Source organism: Ensifer sp. R1-3, assembly GCF_056739175.1.
In genome coordinates, this window is record NZ_CP096515.1 from 2,146,005 (window position 1) to 2,162,471 (window position 16,467).

Consider the following 16,467-nt stretch of genomic DNA (forward strand, 5'->3'; position numbering starts at 1 on the left):
GCTTACTTCCGTACCGTCATGAGAATCATCCGATGAAAGGACTTCACGAGCCCGGCATTGAGCTCGTAGTCGCGCTTGATCGCGCCGGTCTTCATCAATTCCTCTTCGAGCGCGACCGTATTGCCGGACTGCTGCACGGCGACATCGTCGAGAGCGCTGACTTCGGTCACATGCGCGGCTTCCGGGCTTTCGGTGAAATGGGCGCGGTGGGTCGCGGCCATCTGGATGCCGGTGTTCTGGAGCACGCTTTCGAAGGGCTGAACGTCTTTCGCCCTGTAGTGCGGCGTGTTGGCATTGGCGATGTTGCCCGCCACCACGTTCTGGCGAACGGTCAGCCACTGGGCCTGCCGCGACGCGAGTTCGAAAAGCTGAATCGGTTCCATCAAGAGCTCCTGCTGATGATGGCGAACCTAGGCCGGTAATCTTGCGTGGGACTTGTCGGGGATGCGGAAGAAACTATTTCGGGCGTCTCATAAGGCCCCTCCCCAACCCCTCCCCACAAGGGGGAGGGGCTACTTCTGCCGCACCCTCGCGGCCAGAAAATCAGCCTTTGCGTAATCCGCGAACTTGCGAAATGCTAGGCGCTCGCCGCAGGCGCCTAGCCCCTCCCCCTTGTGGGGAGGGGTTGGGGAGGGGTCTGGACGTACTTCGCCACACCTCGGCAAAGGCGCTACTTCGCCTCGAAGATCTCGCCCTTGGACGTGATCATCACCCAGCGGCCGTCGCGCTCCTCGAAGGTCGCAAGCCGGCTGTTGTCCGGCAACACCGAACCGATACGGACGATATACATGCCGCTCGCGTCCTCGATGAGCGCGCGGCCATTGGCGACGTGCATGAGTTTGAAGCTCTCTTTTCCGGGGAACGGCTGATCGGGAGCCCCCATGTCCGTGCCTTCGGCGGGATCCTGATCGAGCCCCGGCACCGTCGCCGTCGTCAGGCGATCGACCGCGGCGGCGGTCTCCTCGTCCATGTCCGTCATTGCCAGCGGCGACACCGACAGGATCTGCCGGTCCGGGCGCTCCGGCAGATCGCGCGTCGTTCCCTGCCAGAGCGAAGGCATCGAGAATTTCTCCGGATGCAGGTAGACGTACCACGGCAGGAACGTCGCACAGGCAGCCATGGCCAGGCCGATCGCACCGAGTATCTTGTCGATCAGCGGCATCCGGGTTTCGCGGCGCCGTTGGCGCACGATCTCGTCTGCATCGAAGTCCGTCAATTTCATCCCCTTCCGCGCAGGCCGGCGGCGCCCGGCTGATTGCCCATCGCGGCTGCCTTCAGCGCGTTGGCGAGATCCGTGAAAGCGTCGAAGGCAGGTCGTTCGCCGGGCATCTGCTTCAAGACGTCGTAGATGACCGGCACCTGCTTGATCGCCATGTCGAGATCGGCGTCGCCGCCCGGCCGGTAGCCGCCGATAAGCCTGAGGTCCCGGGTTTCCTCGAAGCGGTGGATCAAGGACTTCAGCCGGGCAACCAGCTTCTCCTGGTCCGGCGTCCAGGCTTTTCTGGCCAAGCGCGAGATGGAGGCGAGCGGATTGACCGGTGGGTAGCGCCCCTCTTCGGCAAGGCTTCGGTCGAGGACGATGTGCCCGTCGAGAATGCCGCGCGCCGAGTCGGCGACCGGGTCGTTGTGATTGTCGCCATCGACCAGGATCGAAATGATCGCCGTGATCGTGCCCGTTCCCTCGGCGCCGGGCCCGGCCCGCTCGAGCAGCCGCGGCAATTCGGTGAAGACCGAGGCCGGATAGCCGCGGGCGATCGGCGGCTCCCCCGCTGCCGTCGCCACCTCACGGATCGCATGGGCGAAACGCGTGACGCTGTCGACGATGAGCAGCACGTTGTCGCCCTTGTCGCGATAATGTTCGGCAATCGTGACCGCGGTCAGCGGCGCCATTTTTCTCAGCATCGGGCTCTCGTCGCTGGTGGCGACGACGGCGACCGATTTCGAAAGATTGTCGCCCAGCGTGTCCTCGATGAATTCGCGCACTTCGCGGCCGCGCTCGCCGACCAGGGCGATCACCACCTTGTCGAAGGCGTCGGCGCGGGCCAGCATGGAAAGCAGCGTCGATTTGCCGACGCCGGAGCCCGCGAAGATTCCGAGGCGCTGCCCGAGGCAGAGCGGGGAGAAGATGTCTATCGCCCGCACGCCCGTCCTGAAGCCCTGCTCCACCCGCTTGCGCGTCATGGATGGCGGCGCGGTGTTCGCGATCGAGCGGCGGATGTCGCCCTGCAGCAGCGCGCCCAGGCCGTCGATCGGCTCGGCCAGCGCATTGATGGTGCGGCCGCACCAGTTGTCGGTCGGCGCTATGCGGAAGGCGCCCTTGCGGATGACGACGTCATGGATGCCGATCGGGTCACCCGGTTCGATCGGGCAGACGACCACCCGCTCGGGCTCGACGCGGACGACTTCGCCGAGATGGGTGCCGGTCGTGCTCTTGTGCGCCACGAAGTCCCCGAGCCGGACGTGCCGCGACAGGCCGCCGACCGTGTAATGCCCCGGCGAAATCGTCTGGACATGACCGCCCGGTGCGATGGCAAAGTCGGGATTTGCATAGCGCTCGACCAGCCCGGCGAGTGCCGCGAGCGACGTCGATGTTGCAGTTTTTTCAGCGGCTTCGCGTGCCATCCGGCTTTCCGTCCCGTCCCGCCCCAAATTCCGTCGATAGAACCGTCAACGGCTGCCGCCGAGCGTCTCGATAGCCTTATCGAGCGATCCCTCACTGTCGCGCATAAGCGCGGTGACGTTGTCGAAGGCGCGGGTGATCATGATCAGCTGCGACATTTCCTGTATGGCGTTCACGTTCGACTCCTCCAGGAAGCCCTGCATCACGCCGACGTCGAACCGGTCAACGACCGGTTCCGGCTGGGCGGCCGGCATAACGGAACTGTTGTCGTAACGCATGAAGCCTTTGCTGAAATCCGCCTCGTAAAGCCCGAGCAGGGCGATCTGGACGCCGTTCTGGTGAATGGCACCATCGGCACCGACGGCAATTTCACCGGCACCGCCGTTCAGCTGGATCGGCGCGCCGCCGGCGTCGAGCACCGGATATCCCTTGATGGTTACGAGCTCGCCGGTCTCCGTCAGGGTGAACCGGCCGTCGCGCGTCAGCGCCGGGCCGCCGGGCGTGTCGATCGAGAACCAGGCGTCACCCTTGATGGCGAAATCGAGTGCGGAGCCGGTGCGCGCGAGCGCGCCGGTTTTGGTGCTCAGGAATTCCTCGCCCTCCGAAACATAGGAGACCTTTGTCGGCTTGGTGTCGCCCAGCACCTGGTTGAACTTCACTTCCGTCGCGCGGAAGCCGACCGTGTTGGAGTTGGCAATATTGTCGGCAAGCGTGTTCAGGCGCTTTTCAAGCGCCATCTGAGACGAAAGCGCGACATAGAGACCGGTCTGCAAATCAGCGTCCCCCGAGTTTCAGATTGTTGATGGTCAGGAGCAGGTCGGGAGAAATTCCGTAGCCGCTCGACGCGCCGAAAACCGCAAGTGGGTCATAGCCGTCGGAGGAATTGTCGATTTCCCAAAGAGCGGTGAAGCGGTCCAGGAACTCGGCTATTTTCCGAGGGTCCTTGAAATCCTTGAAATCGATCGCCGCCTCGTAGGCCTCAGCCTGGCGATCCACGTCGGCGGCCGCGAATTCGGCCGGCAGCTGCAGGACGGTTCGGACCACATGCGAGAGGGCCTCGTCGGCGATGATTTCGTAGCCATTGGCGATCGTCGGCGCCATGCGCTGGAAATAGAGCGCCAGCCGCACGCCGGTGTTTTCCTCGCCGGCCTTCTGCTCCAGCGTCTGGCGCGTATATTTTTCGGCCACACCCTTCTGCGCCCGCTCGAAGGCAGTGGCGGCTTCGCCGTGCCGGGCGAAATTCAACGACTCGACCAGCGCCTTGTAGCGCCCGTCGGCCAGCTTGTTGGCAAAGGCGTCGTCACTGTCGATGCCTTCGGCGAGCACCTTGCGCATGAAGGCCTTGGCATAGGCCATGTCCTCGAGGCCGTGCGCCTTCATCGCGTAGTTGTAGAGCCGGCTGTCGGCGAAGAAATCGTCGAGCGTTTTGATGCTGCCGATCTTCGACAGGTAGTACTCCGTCTCGCGGGCGACGTCCGGCTGCGCCGAAACGCGTTCCAGCGATTTCGTCAGGTCCGCAGTGATCAGCCTGTAGCTCGTATAGGTCGTCGTCACGATCGGCTCGCCCTGTCGCAATGAAGCGGGATGAGGAAATGTGTCCGGACCGGACGCGATTGCGGTCCGACCCTGGCCAACCCTGCCGGCGTTGGCTTGCGCGAACCTGTCCCGGACGCGGGGTTTCCGCGGCCAGCCTCACGCAAGGATCGAACCCTATTTCATCGGAGGAAATTCACGATCGCGACAGGTATCGGCATGAACATCATCATCGGGCTTCTTGTGACTTTCGGCTGTATCCTCGGCGGCTACATGGCGATGGGCGGCCACCTGGAAGTCCTCAACCAGCCCTTCGAGCTGATGATCATCGGCGGGGCCGGCATCGGCGGCTTCATCATGGCCAACTCGATGAAGGTGGTCAAAGACACCGGCAAGGCACTCGGCGAGGCCTTCAGGCACAAGGTGCCGAAGGAACGCGAATACCTCGACACGCTCGGCGTGCTCTACAGCCTGATGCGCGACCTGAGGACAAAATCCCGCAACGAGATCGAGAGCCACATCGACAATCCGGAAGAGTCTTCGATCTTCCAGTCCGCACCCACCGTCCTGCAGAACAAGGAGCTGACCGCCTTCATCTGCGATTATGTGCGCCTGATCATCATCGGCAACGCCCGCTCGCATGAGATCGAGGCGCTGATGGACGAGGAAATCCAGACGATCACCCACGACAAGATGAAGTGCTACCACGCGATGACGACCATGGGCGATGCTCTGCCCGCGATCGGCATCGTCGCCGCGGTTCTCGGCGTCATCAAGGCAATGGGCGCGATCAGCGAGGCACCGGAGGTGCTGGGCGCCAAGATTGCCGCCGCGCTCGTCGGAACGCTGCTCGGCGTGTTTCTTTCCTATTCGATCGTCGGGCCCCTCGTCGCGAACATCAAGTCCGTGCGGGAAAAGCAGAACCGTCTCTATGTCATCGTCAAGCAGACGCTGCTTGCCTACATGAACGGCTCGGTTCCGCAGGTCGCACTCGAATACGGCCGCAAGACCATCTCCGCCTATGAGCGGCCGTCCATCGATGCGGTCGAGCAGGAAATGATGAATCCCGGCGGCGGCAGCGAAAGCAAGGCGGCCTGACATGAGCACAAGCACCGCATCGAACGTCCATGCATTCGACAGGAGGCTGATCGCGCGCATGACCGGCGCGCTCGGCGATGACAAGGTCATCGGCCGAACCGCTCTCGAGCTGGCGCAGGTCTTCGATGAACGCCTGCCCGGTGTCCTGCAATCGGAGACCGGATGCGACGTCACGATCGCCTATGCGGGCTTCCGAACGGGGCTTCGCAACGATCTCATCGCGGCTCTCGGAGACGGAGTCCTGCTCGGCGATCTTTCACTGCGCAACTGGTGCGCGGACTTCCAGGTCGGCTGCGACAGCCCGGTTCTGATCGCACTCGTCGAGGCTCTGCTCGGGGCCGAACCAACGAGCATAGAGGAACCCGCGCCGCGCTCTCTGTCGAAGATCGAGATCGATGTCGCCTTGCCGGTATTTCACGGCATCGCCGAGGTCCTGCGCACCGCGGTGAACGCGCCCGGCGGGTTCGAGCCCGTCGTCGGCCGCCCGTACAACAGTGCGGAACGGGCAAAGCCTGATCCGGTGCTCGAAGATGTCTTCGCAGCCTCGATCGACATGACCATAGGCCTCGGGCCGGTGCTCTCCACCTTCTCCGTCATCGTCCCGCAAAGCACGCTCCTCAAGACCCGGATCGTCTCTCGGAAGGGTACGGCCGAGGACCGGAATGCGAAGACCGAATGGACGGAACAGCTGGAGGAGCAGGTCCGCCGATCGGCTGTCGCGCTCGAGGCACGCATCCGGCTGGAAAGCCTGACGCTCGACACGCTCAGCCGCCTGCAGGCCGGGGACGTCATCCCTTTCCACGACGGGCAGGATGTCCGCGTGGAGGTGAGCGCCAACGGGCGCGACCTCTATGTCTGCGAGTTCGGCCGTTCGGGATCGCGATACACGGTCCGGGTCAAGGATACCCACGGCTCCGAGCAGGACATCCTTCGCCACATCATGAGTTAATCCGCCCTCTCCCGGCAGAATGCCTGAGGCAAGCTTCAACTGGAATATTCGGCACATGGCACCCAAGAAAGCAGCACCCATCGCAGAACCGGCCGTATTCGCGGCAGATGCCGAGCTCGACCAGGCGATCGACGACCTGCGCGGCGTTCTCAAGAAGGACGGCGAGGCTGACTTCGGGGCAGATTTCTCCGCAGCCGGGCCGCTCGAACAGCCCATGGATTTCGGCAGCGACTTCGGTTCCGCCGACGGTGCTGGATTCGGCGGCGATTTCGCTGCCGGCTTCGGCGGCGGCCTCGCGGAAACCGGGGCAGCCAGCGGCTTCGACGCGGGCTCCGGGTTTGCCGGCGGGGATTTCGATGCGGCACCGACTGCCGGTGAAACAGCGCCCGGCAGCGGAATGACCGCCAACATGGACCTGATCATGGACATCCCGATCGATGTCCAGATCGTGCTCGGGACCAGCCGCATGCAGGTCTCCGGTCTCATGGCGCTTACCGAGGGCGCAACGATCGCGCTCGACCGAAAGATCGGCGAACCGGTCGAGATCATGGTCAACGGCCGGGTGATCGGCCGCGGAGAAATCACCGTTCTCGAGGGCGATGTGACCCGCTTCGGCGTCAAGCTCCTGGAGATCAAGGGCACTAAGAAATAGAGCGGGATGAGGAAAGGTGTAAGCGGTTTTCCGCCCGCATCCCGTTTCAACTCACTAGGAGCCCGATGACCGGGCGGGGATGAATCCATGACGGATTTCGGAAGTTTCGAGGCACAGGCTCAGGTGCTTGCACAACCGTTGAGCCAGACGGAAAAGGCGGCCGCGGTGCTGCTCGCCATGGGCAAGTCGATTGCCGGGAAGCTGTTGAAATTCTTCACCCAGAGCGAGCTGCAGGCCATCATCGCCGCGGCACAGTCGCTCAGAGCCGTCCCGCCGCACGAGCTCGAAGCCCTCGTCAACGAGTTCGAGGATCTCTTCACCGAAGGTGCAGGCCTCATGGACAATGCCAAGGCCATGGAGAGCATTCTCGAAGAGGGCCTGACGCCGGACGAGGTGGACGGGCTCCTCGGCCGCCGGGCCACCTTCCAGTCCTACGAGGCGAGCATCTGGGACCGGCTGATGGATTGCGATCCGGTGATCATCGCGCAATTGCTCGCCCGGGAACATCCGCAGACGATCGCCTATGTTCTGTCGATGATGCCGTCGAGCTTCGGCGCCAAGGTGCTGCTGCAGCTTTCCGACAAGCAGCGGCCCGAGATTCTCAACCGTGCCGTCAACATCAAGAACGTCAACCCGAAGGCGGCGGCGATCATCGAGGCGCGGGTTATCGAAATCATCGAAGAGATGGAGGCCGATCGCAACTCGCCCGGCCCGGCGAAGATCGCCGAAGTGATGAACGAACTCGAGAAGCCGCAGGTCGACACGCTGCTCGCCTCGCTCGAAACGATCAGCACCGATTCGGTCAAGAAGGTGCGGCCGAAGATATTCCTCTTCGACGACATCCTTTTCATGCCGCAGCGGAGCCGCGTGCAGCTCTTCAACGACGTCTCCACCGACGTCATCACCATGGCGCTCAGAGGTTCTGCGGCGGAGTTGCGCGAGTCTATCCTCGCCTCCATCGGCGCCCGCCAGCGGCGCATGATCGAATCGGACCTCGCCGCCGGCGACGCCGGCATCAATCCCCGCGATATTGCGATCGCGAGGCGCTCGATCACGCAGGAGGCGATTCGCCTCTCCGCAAGCGGGCAGCTCGAGCTCAAGGAAAAGGAGCCGGAGGCCGCCTGACGCCTCCAGCCTGCCGGTATATCGCGTTTGGTTTCCGATTTCTGTTGACCCGCGCGGGCTGCCGCACACCCACCCTTGCGCAGGGACCTGTCCGGGTTCACCACAACAGCGTGCGCTTGCGTCTGCTGCCACGATTCCCTCGCGAATTCGGGTCGAGCGGTAACCGGAAGCGTCGTTCAGATTGTCGCCTGCTGAGGAGCTTGCTGGTTCATGGCGGAAGAGCAGGACAAGGACAGTAAAACAGAAGCGCCGTCGGAAAAGAAGATTTCCGACGCGACCGAAAAAGGCAACGTCCCTTTCTCGCGTGAGGTGACCGCTTTCGCCTCGACGCTGGCAATCTACATTTTCGTCGTCTTTTTCCTTTCGGACGGCGCGGCAAACATGGCCGAGGCGCTGAAGGACATTTTCGAGCAGCCGGAAGCCTGGAGGCTCGATACGGCAACGGACGCCGTCGCCCTGATTTCGCATGTCGTTCTGAAATGCGCCGCGCTGGTTCTGCCGGTTTTCATCCTGCTCATCCTCTTCGGCGTCGGATCGTCGATCTTCCAGAACCTGCCGCGGCCGGTCCTCGACCGCATCCAGCCGAAATGGAACCGGGTATCGCCCGCGGCCGGTTTCAAGCGGATCTACGGCGTTCAGGGGCTGGTGGAATTCGGCAAGTCGCTGTTCAAGATAATTGTCGTTTCGATCGTCGTCGTCCTCGTGCTCTGGAACGATTATTTCGCCACGCTCGACATGATGTTCTCCGATCCGGTGACGATCTTCACGACGATGATCTCCGACCTCAAGCAGATCATCATCGTCGTTCTCTTCGCCACCGCGACGCTCGCCATCGTCGACCTCTTCTGGACGCGCCATCACTGGTACACAGAGCTCAGGATGACGAGGCAGGAGGTCAAGGACGAGCTGAAGCAATCGCAGGGCGACCCGATCGTCAAATCGCGGCTCAGATCGATGCAGCGCGACCGCGCCCGCAAGCGGATGATCTCCTCGGTTCCGCGCGCAACCCTGATCATCGCCAACCCGACCCACTATGCCGTAGCGCTGCGTTATGTGCGCGAGGAGAGTGACGCGCCGGTCGTCGTGGCTATGGGCAAGGACCTGGTGGCCCTGAAGATCCGCGAAATTGCGGAGAAGAACGGCATCCCCGTCTTCGAGGATCCGCCGCTTGCACGCTCCATGTTTGCACAAGTCTCGGTGGATAGTGTCATTCCACCGGTGTTTTACAAGGCAGTCGCCGAACTGATTCACCGGGTTTATGCAGCTCAGCCGCAACAAAGACGGGTGACATGATCTTGAAAAAGTGCCAATTCTCCGAAGAACGAGAACAGATAGTTGCGGAGGCGATCCGTCCGGTTGCGACCGAATTGCGCCTCATCGATGCTGCGGATTTCATCGCGCTCCTGCGCTTCGAGTCCTATGCGAGCATCGCCGATTTGGTGGAATCGGCGGCAGAGCTCTACTTCCTGCCCGGCACCGTGAACTTCGGCCTCGGCGGCAACTATAATCTCGACTGGGACAGTCGCCCGGAGGTCATCCTCGACCTCGAACTGAAGCCCCGCGGCGTCACGGTCTATGCGCGCCTCGTGCTCGCGGGCGATACGGCCGGCATCGAGATCAGCCACATCAACTTTCAACAGCCCTCGGGCGATCCGGACGAGAATACCGCCTTTCTCGCCAAGAGCCTGGCAGAATCGAAGTTCGTCAAAACCTATCCGCTGCCCCTGGCGAGCTGAGGAGCTGGCTAGCTGATATAGCCGAGGCGGATCGCCTTGGCGATCGCCTGGATCCGGTTGACGGAGTCGAGCTTCGTCGTCGCTGCCCCCAGATAGGCATTCACCGTGTGCACCGAGAGACCCATCTTCTCGGCGATCTCCTCGCTGATATGTCCGTCGCCGGCCATTTGCAGGCAGGCGATTTCGCGATCGCTCAAGGCCTCCGCCTTGAACAGACGCTTCTCGTCGGCGGCCAGGAGGTCTGCCATGATCTGCGCGCTGCGGCCGTGAAGCTCCACGATCTGTTCGCCCGAAGCATCGATGTAGCTTCCGGCGAACATCACATAGCCATTGCCCTGCGCGCCAAGCCGTATCGGAAAGGCGATGCCCGAATAGGGAAGCTTGCGCTCCCTCAGCCGCCGTGTGAACGGGCCGAAATCCGAGACTTCGGCGGTCTGATGCTCGCCCTGACCGTTCCAGAGGACCGGCAGCAACGAAAGATCGAGATGCTGGAGCAGTTCGTCGCCATAGAGCATTATCAGATCACGCGCGTTTTCCTCGCAAGAGGCTCCCCAGTTGTGGAGGACGCAGGTGAGCTTGCGCGTTGCAGGAAGGCCCCTGCCATTCGTTCGCAGAACGGCGAAATTCTTCGCGTTGATCTGCCGTTGCATGGCCTGCAAGCGCGTCACCAGAGTCGCTGCCCGCGCCGCGCGGGCGTTGCGGCCCGACCGGCCGGCGTCGTCGCGATCTTCGGTCGCGAGATAAGCCATCGTCACCGCTCCTAAACCAGATTGTTGCGCACGGCGTGGGCGATCGCTTCCGACCGCGTTCGCGTCGCCGTCTTGCGCATTACGCTGGTGATGTAATTGTTGATCGTGTTGCGGGAGATCCCGAGTATGACGGCGATCTCATCGCTCGTCTTGCCTTCGGCAATCCAGAACAGACATTCGAGCTCGCGCTCGGTCAGTTCGCATTCCCTATCGTGACGCACATCGGCTTTGATATTATGACTGGCGACATAGCCGGCAAGCACCGCGATGTCGCGCAGCGCCTCCTGGGAGAGGATCACGTCCTCGGGGAAGAGCAGCATCAAGGAGAACCGCGTGCGCCCCACGCTGAAGGTCACGGCGCAATAGCTCCGGCTGACCCCCCGCGGCAAGCCGATATCGTCGGGCATCGTATGGAAGGCCGGCTGCAGTTGGGCGAGGCACCTTTCCAGTTCGGTGATCTTCGCATGGAGCCCGGCGATGATCCCCGAAAGGCGCCGAACGATGTCGAACGGCCAGTCGGAACAGACGACAAAATCAAGTCCGCCGTCCTGCGAGACATCGTGCCGGGCGAGAAGGTAATGGGTTGCGCCGACATACTCCGTCAGCGCTGCCAATCCGTTGCCGAGACCCGCGCCCGAGGCCACTTCCCCAAGCCTTCGGATCAGTTGCTCCCTTGATATTTTGCGTCCACACACCCGCGGCGCAGCGGTCTCCGAAGACCAGACTGCGTCCGACCGCGACATTTCCATGACTTTCAGCCCCCGTGCCGGATTCGACGCCCTGAAATGTCACGCTTGCCCTGTCGTCCCCGACAGCCGGCTTCGCCGGTATTCTTGCCACCAAGCGAGTATCAGGACGCGAATCAATTGCTAAACTGTACATCGCCGCCCCCAAAAAGACAGGGCGTCCCGTTGCGCGATTACTTGGCAACCTTGCCCTGCGCATTCACGTATGCGTGAGCGGCCGGGCGCGCTTCTTTTCCGACCAATTCGCTAATCAAGGCATTGATTATTAACGGCATCCGGCGATCGCTGTGCGTGGCCGTGCAGTTGAAAATCCGTGACATCGGACGGGAGTTCGCCTTTTCGTTGCAGATCAGTTGCTCGCCGGACGCCTCAACTCTTCATCCAAGACTTACTTTAAGCCGGGGAATGTTGCCGAAATGCATCAAATCCTGCCGGGGTCATTGATAGCAACGCCGGGAATGCGGAAAGTCTGCTCACCAAATTATATTCAGCTCTTTCGAAGATATATTTTAATGCAACTCCGGAACCAGCAAACAACGCGGAGTAACGGGCTGCGCAAGCCGCAGCACGGAGAGCGCCGCGTGAATCTAAATTAATTAAAATTTGGTTTAAATTTGCCGACGGCCATCGGACGTGATTCCGGACGCGGGGCGGATTCTTTAGCCAGACTCCTCCGCGTCATCGCCAGCCGGAGCTAGACTCGCCAATACTCCCGGAAGGCCCGCTGCGCCGGCGCGGGCCGGATCGAGGCGCGCTCGCAACGGGCAAGTCCCGCCTGTTGGGCGGGACTTCGTTCCAATTCAGGTTTCCGCCGGCATCTTTCACGCCGCTCGGTCGACTGCCCATTTTCGCAGTATCTTCGCTGCCCGCTCTTCGCTGATCTCGACCATCCGGGCGAGGCGCCGCTCCGGCCCTTCCTTGACGCGGCGGTTGAAGCCGGCCTCGTCGCCGAGATTGAGCAGGTCGTCGCCGCCGTCGAAGCCGAAGTCGGAGCCGAAGCCCTCCATGAGGGCGCCCCCTGCGCCGGCGCCGGCTGGCGAGAAGTCCGGCAGTTCGAGCCCGGCGGCTTCGCCTTCGAGCTTGCCCGCCTGTCCGCCGAAGCCCAGCTGGCGGGCAAGCGGCCGCATCCCGAACCATACCACCAGGAAGGCGACCGCGACGAAGGCGAGCGCGTTGATGATGCCGCCGAGGTTGCGCGTCAGCATTTCCATGATCCCCGGGCCCGGCACCGCCTGGTCGAGGAGCTGTGTCTCCACGAAATCCATGGCGTTCAGCGTCACGACGTCGCCGCGGCCCGGATCTATCCCGGCGGCGGAGGAAACGATCTTCTGCATCTCCTGGAGATAGGCATCGATTTTCGCCTGATCTGCCGGTTCGCCGGCCATGGCCGCGAGGCGCCCGCGATTGACGACGACCGCGATCGACAGCCGCTCGATCGAATAGCTGTTCTTGACGGTGGCGATCGTCTTGCTGTTGATCTCGTAATTCGTCTGCTCTTCCTTCTTCTCCGCCTCGTCGCTCGACTGCTGACCGGCTCCGCCGCGCGGCGCCGCCTGGGGGACGTTCTGCTGTACCGTGGCGGCATTGTCCGGCTGCTGCTGGCTGGACTTTTGCTCTTCCTTGATCACGCGCGTCGAGCGCTCGACGCGCGATTCCGGATCGAAGACCGTCTCCTGAATCTGCTGCGCATCGGTGTTGAGCCTGGCGGTGACGCTGGTGCGGAAATTGTCCATCCCGAGGAATGGCGCGAGAGCATTGTCGATCTTCTTTTCGAGATCGGACTGGACGTTCTGGACGACGCCGAGTGACTGATTGAGCGCGCTGTTCGACGGGTCGTCGCCGGATGCGAGCAGCTGGCCGGTCGAATCGAGGACGGTGACGTCGTCGACATCGAGGCCCGGCACGGAAGACGCGACCAGATGCCGAATGGAGGACGCAGCGCTACGGCCGACCGTGGCGCTTGCCCGTATCATGACCGAGGCCGTCGGCGTCTGCTCTGCCTTGCGGAAGCTGCCGCGCTCCGGCATGACGATGTGGACGCGTGCGGCGGCGATGCCGGAAATCTGCTGGATCGTGCGGGCGATTTCGCCCTCGAGCGCCCGAACGCGGGTCACTTCCTGCATGAAGGACGTCAGCCCGAGCGAACCGACATTGTCGAAGAGCTCGTAACCGGCATTGGCGCTGCTCGGCAGGCCGCGCTCGGCAAGCAGCAGACGGGCCTTGCCGGTCATGCCGACGGGCACCTGGATGCTGCCGCCGTCGGTGCCGACTTCGAAGTCGACATTGGCCTCCGCAAGCGCAATGCTGATCTGGGTGACGTCGCTGCGTTCGAGACCGACATAGAGCGTCTCGAAGGACGGCCGGTTGACATAGATACCGGCACCGAGGACGAAGCCGATCGCCACGACGCCAGCCACGGCAAGCGCAATGAGCTTTCCTTGTCCGAGATTGCTCAGATTTTTCGTGAACGTCGAGAATTGATCGAACAGATTCATTCTGTTTCCGCACCCAGTATCGCAAGGCACCCGCTCCGATTATCCGGTCGGTACCCTGCGCAGATCCAACATTCGGGTTTGCTGGAAAAACGGCCTGCGCTCAGCCGTTCTGCATTAGCCGCGAATCTACCAGCCCCGGAAGCGAAGCTAGGCCACGAAACTTGCGCGAACTTGGCGAAGGGCAGGCATCGGCGAACTGTCGCGCAGCGCACCGCTCCGGTCGCGCGGCCGCCCCTCATCCGCCTGCCGGCACCTTCCCCCCGCAAGCGCTACGGCATGCACATATCTCTTGTTGTCCAGCCCTTCGCGGACTTACTCCGGAGTGGCGGCATCTGTATTTCCAGCAGTGGCGAGGCTTGCGGATGGGTCCTCGGGATCAAACCCGTATGCGCTAACATTGGCATTAGCGGTCACCCGCCCCTCACATGAGGAATTCGCTGTCAATCCCTGCCGTGTAAGAGGACTTTCCTCGTTGTTCGACGGGTGCGGTCTTCCTCTCGTCCCGACCTTGTGCGTTTTTCTGGGATCGGGGGTGGATCGGGGCAAGGGTCGGCCATCGGCCGGCCGCGCAGCGGCTTGCCCTTGCGGCGATCCACCCCCGATCCCACGATGGCGTGTCGGGTCCGTGGTTGCATGCCCGTGTGTCGAGGCATTGCCGCGTTGCCTGCGCTCGTTTTCGCGAGAAGCCGGGGAGCCCTTGTCACCATGCGCGTCGGACGGGCCGTTCGGCGCATAACCTCACATACGGTCGCCGCCGGCCGGCGGCTGCACCAATCTTCCGCTTGCAGCGGGAGGGCTCGGGAGAACGGGACCAGTCTCATCCACGGCGTTGTCTGCCAAGGGGCAGTCGGTTCGTTCACCCGGATTCTCCGAAGCCGATCAGGCTGCGGAGAAAGCGTGCAGCGGCATCAGGCGGTGGTCATCGCCATGCCCTCGATGTCGACGCCTTGGGTGACGTATTTCCACACCGCCACGAGAAGCTTGCGCGCCAGCGCTGTGATCATCACCTTTTTGAAGCGGCCGCCGTTCTGCCTGACCCGGTCGTGGAACCAGCGGCTGAGTGCGGTCTGCGGCTGATGGCGCAGCCACAGCCAGGCCAGCTGGATCAGCGTCGCGCGCAGCCGCGGATTGCCCGCCTTGGAGACGCCCTGCTCGTAATCGATCGTGCCGCTTCGCCAGGGCGTCGGCGCCAGTCCGGCATAGGCGGCTACTTGCCGGCGGTTGGCGAACGGCCGGAACAGGCCTTCGGTGAAGAGGACGCTGGCAAAGCCCAGGCCGATGCCCTTGATCTCGAGTAGCCGCGCCATGACGGCGGCGTCCGTCCCGGCGGCGGCCGCCTGCGCCTCGGCCGCCAGTGCCTTGAGCGCCGCCAGCAGCGCCTTCAACTGCTCAAGAAGCAATTCCAGCCGCTCGAGCAGCCGCGCGAGTTGCGCCTGCAGATGCGGCCCGAGCGCACGCCCGTCGCCGCCGCGCAGCTCCGCCAGGCGCTGCCGGCGGTCGCGGCGCAGCGGCCGGTAGTCGCGGATCCCCTGGGCGAACAGCAGGCCCTTGATGCGGTTGACCGCGCGGACGCGCTCGGCGGTCAATTCCTGGCGCTCCCGCACCAGCCGGCGGCGATCCTCATGCTCCGGCGTCGGCGCCTTGACCATCGCGCAGACGCGCGGCTCGCCGCGCTTGAAGGCCAGCAGCGTGCGCACCAGCATCTCGCCATCGATCCGGTCCGTCTTCGTCCGCCGGCGCCGCCGCGGCATGGCGATCGAGGCAGGATCGACGACATGGCTCTCGATCCCCTCGGCCTCCAGAGCCCGGTGGATCCAGAAGCCGTCGAGACCGGCCTCCTGGACGACGATCACCGGAAAGCGGCGACCGGTGCGCGCCTCGGCCTTGCGCCTGAGCGTCGCGAAGCGTTCGAGAAGCCCGGCCAGATCGCCGCCATCCACCTGGTGCCGCGACATCTTCTCGCCCGCGCCCGGCGACAGCGACGTCACCAGCCATGTCGACCGCGACAGTTCCAATGAAACGAAAATTGCGCCAAGATCAGTGCGGATAGTGCCCGTGCAATCGGGGCTTCGTGTAATCACAGCCATGAGACCCTCCAAGGTGCTGGGTTGGTAACACCACCACTTTGGCAAAAGCCGCGGCGCTATCCACCCCCTCATGGAATCTCATCCGCCTGCCGGCACCTTCTCCCCGCAGGCGGGGAGAAGGGACAAGCGGCGCCAACTGAACCCCGCATTCACCATCCGCCCGAGGGAGCGAGTGGGCGCGGCATATCCCTTCTCCCCGCCTGCGGGGAGAAGGTGGCGGCAGCCGGTTGAGGGGCAACCCCGACCGAGCGGGGTTGAGGCGGTTGGGTCCCCGAGGGATCCCTTTCATGAGCAGTATCCGCCGCACCGGCGCGCAAGAGATATGTGCATGCCGTAGCCCGCAAGCGGGGCGAAGGGACAAGAGGCATGCTCCACATGTCCGCTCTCCCTGCCTGCGCTAGGGTATATACATATCTGCTCCTCTGGCGGGAGCCGAGCCGTGGGGAGAAACCGGCTGGCTTCCAGTTTTGCGGTCTGCCGATGGCATCGTTTGGGATAGGTGAAGGTCAAGCCGCTTGTCGTCCCCACAAGGAGGGAGAATATTTGCGGCGGGGCCCGCTTCCCCTTCTGCGTTCTGCCCGTGGCATCGTTTTGGGCATGCGAAGGTCAAACCAATGTCGTCTGCCCCAAGGCAATGGTCCCGCGGGAGGGTCAGATGTATACAGGCCCTAGCCCGC

At 63.2% G+C, this 16,467-nt stretch carries 15 protein-coding genes; 6 read left to right on the plus strand and 9 right to left on the minus strand.

What is annotated here, in order from left to right:
- Window positions 1–2: 2 nt before the first annotated feature.
- The 5 genes from flgB to M1D43_RS10380 form a co-directional block, all read right to left on the minus strand.
- Window positions 3–383 (minus strand): flagellar basal body rod protein FlgB, encoded by a 381-nt coding sequence (flgB, locus tag M1D43_RS10360; RefSeq protein ID WP_003529904.1) that lies wholly within the window; start codon window positions 381–383, stop codon window positions 3–5.
- Window positions 384–670: 287 nt separating this feature from the next.
- Complete coding sequence (locus M1D43_RS10365) at window positions 671–1,222, minus strand: hypothetical protein (RefSeq protein WP_003529906.1); 552 nt, start codon at window positions 1,220–1,222, stop codon at window positions 671–673.
- Entirely contained in the window at window positions 1,219–2,622 is a 1,404-nt protein-coding gene (gene fliI, locus M1D43_RS10370; protein ID WP_153313100.1) for a flagellar protein export ATPase FliI, read from the minus strand. Before fliI ends, M1D43_RS10365 begins: the two co-directional genes overlap by 4 nt.
- 45 nt (window positions 2,623–2,667) lie before the next feature.
- Window positions 2,668–3,393, minus strand: a complete 726-nt coding sequence (flgF, locus tag M1D43_RS10375) for a flagellar basal-body rod protein FlgF (RefSeq protein ID WP_010968729.1) — start codon at window positions 3,391–3,393, stop codon at window positions 2,668–2,670.
- 1 nt (window position 3,394) lies between these two features.
- Window positions 3,395–4,174, minus strand: a complete 780-nt coding sequence (locus M1D43_RS10380) for a DUF1217 domain-containing protein (protein ID WP_318854002.1) — start codon at window positions 4,172–4,174, stop codon at window positions 3,395–3,397.
- Window positions 4,175–4,372: 198 nt separating this feature from the next.
- Between M1D43_RS10380 and motA the strand changes: the two genes are divergently transcribed.
- From motA to M1D43_RS10410, 6 genes are all read left to right on the plus strand, one after another.
- Window positions 4,373–5,251 carry a flagellar motor stator protein MotA gene (motA, locus tag M1D43_RS10385; RefSeq protein ID WP_003529914.1) on the plus strand — a complete coding sequence of 293 codons (879 nt, stop codon included), beginning with the start codon at window positions 4,373–4,375 and terminating at the stop codon, window positions 5,249–5,251.
- Window position 5,252: 1 nt separating this feature from the next.
- Window positions 5,253–6,200 carry a FliM/FliN family flagellar motor switch protein gene (locus M1D43_RS10390; protein WP_153313098.1) on the plus strand — a complete coding sequence of 316 codons (948 nt, stop codon included), beginning with the start codon at window positions 5,253–5,255 and terminating at the stop codon, window positions 6,198–6,200.
- Between the two features lie 55 nt (window positions 6,201–6,255).
- Window positions 6,256–6,852: a flagellar motor switch protein FliN gene (gene fliN / locus M1D43_RS10395; protein ID WP_192923388.1), complete on the plus strand. Its 597-nt coding sequence runs from the start codon at window positions 6,256–6,258 to the stop codon at window positions 6,850–6,852.
- A gap of 87 nt (window positions 6,853–6,939) precedes the next feature.
- A complete protein-coding gene (fliG, locus tag M1D43_RS10400; protein ID WP_153313096.1) occupies window positions 6,940–7,977 on the plus strand; it encodes a flagellar motor switch protein FliG in 1,038 nt (345 codons plus the stop codon).
- 210 nt (window positions 7,978–8,187) lie between these two features.
- On the plus strand, window positions 8,188–9,270 hold the full coding sequence (flhB, locus tag M1D43_RS10405; protein WP_010968725.1) for a flagellar biosynthesis protein FlhB: 1,083 nt from the start codon (window positions 8,188–8,190) through the stop codon (window positions 9,268–9,270).
- A gap of 2 nt (window positions 9,271–9,272) precedes the next feature.
- Complete coding sequence (locus M1D43_RS10410) at window positions 9,273–9,713, plus strand: BspJ family T4SS effector nucleomodulin (protein WP_003529924.1); 441 nt, start codon at window positions 9,273–9,275, stop codon at window positions 9,711–9,713.
- 8 nt (window positions 9,714–9,721) lie between these two features.
- Here M1D43_RS10410 and visR read toward each other — a convergent pair whose 3' ends face one another.
- From visR to M1D43_RS10430, 4 genes are all read right to left on the minus strand, one after another.
- A complete protein-coding gene (visR, locus tag M1D43_RS10415; RefSeq protein ID WP_003529926.1) occupies window positions 9,722–10,462 on the minus strand; it encodes a transcriptional regulator VisR in 741 nt (246 codons plus the stop codon).
- 11 nt (window positions 10,463–10,473) lie between these two features.
- On the minus strand, window positions 10,474–11,211 hold the full coding sequence (visN, locus tag M1D43_RS10420; protein ID WP_153313095.1) for a transcriptional regulator VisN: 738 nt from the start codon (window positions 11,209–11,211) through the stop codon (window positions 10,474–10,476).
- Between the two features lie 818 nt (window positions 11,212–12,029).
- Window positions 12,030–13,703: a flagellar basal-body MS-ring/collar protein FliF gene (gene fliF, locus M1D43_RS10425; protein ID WP_010968722.1), complete on the minus strand. Its 1,674-nt coding sequence runs from the start codon at window positions 13,701–13,703 to the stop codon at window positions 12,030–12,032.
- A gap of 908 nt (window positions 13,704–14,611) precedes the next feature.
- Window positions 14,612–15,790, minus strand: coding sequence for an IS110 family RNA-guided transposase (locus tag M1D43_RS10430; protein WP_498813947.1), 1,179 nt, complete (start codon window positions 15,788–15,790; stop codon window positions 14,612–14,614).
- Window positions 15,791–16,467 lie beyond the last annotated feature (677 nt).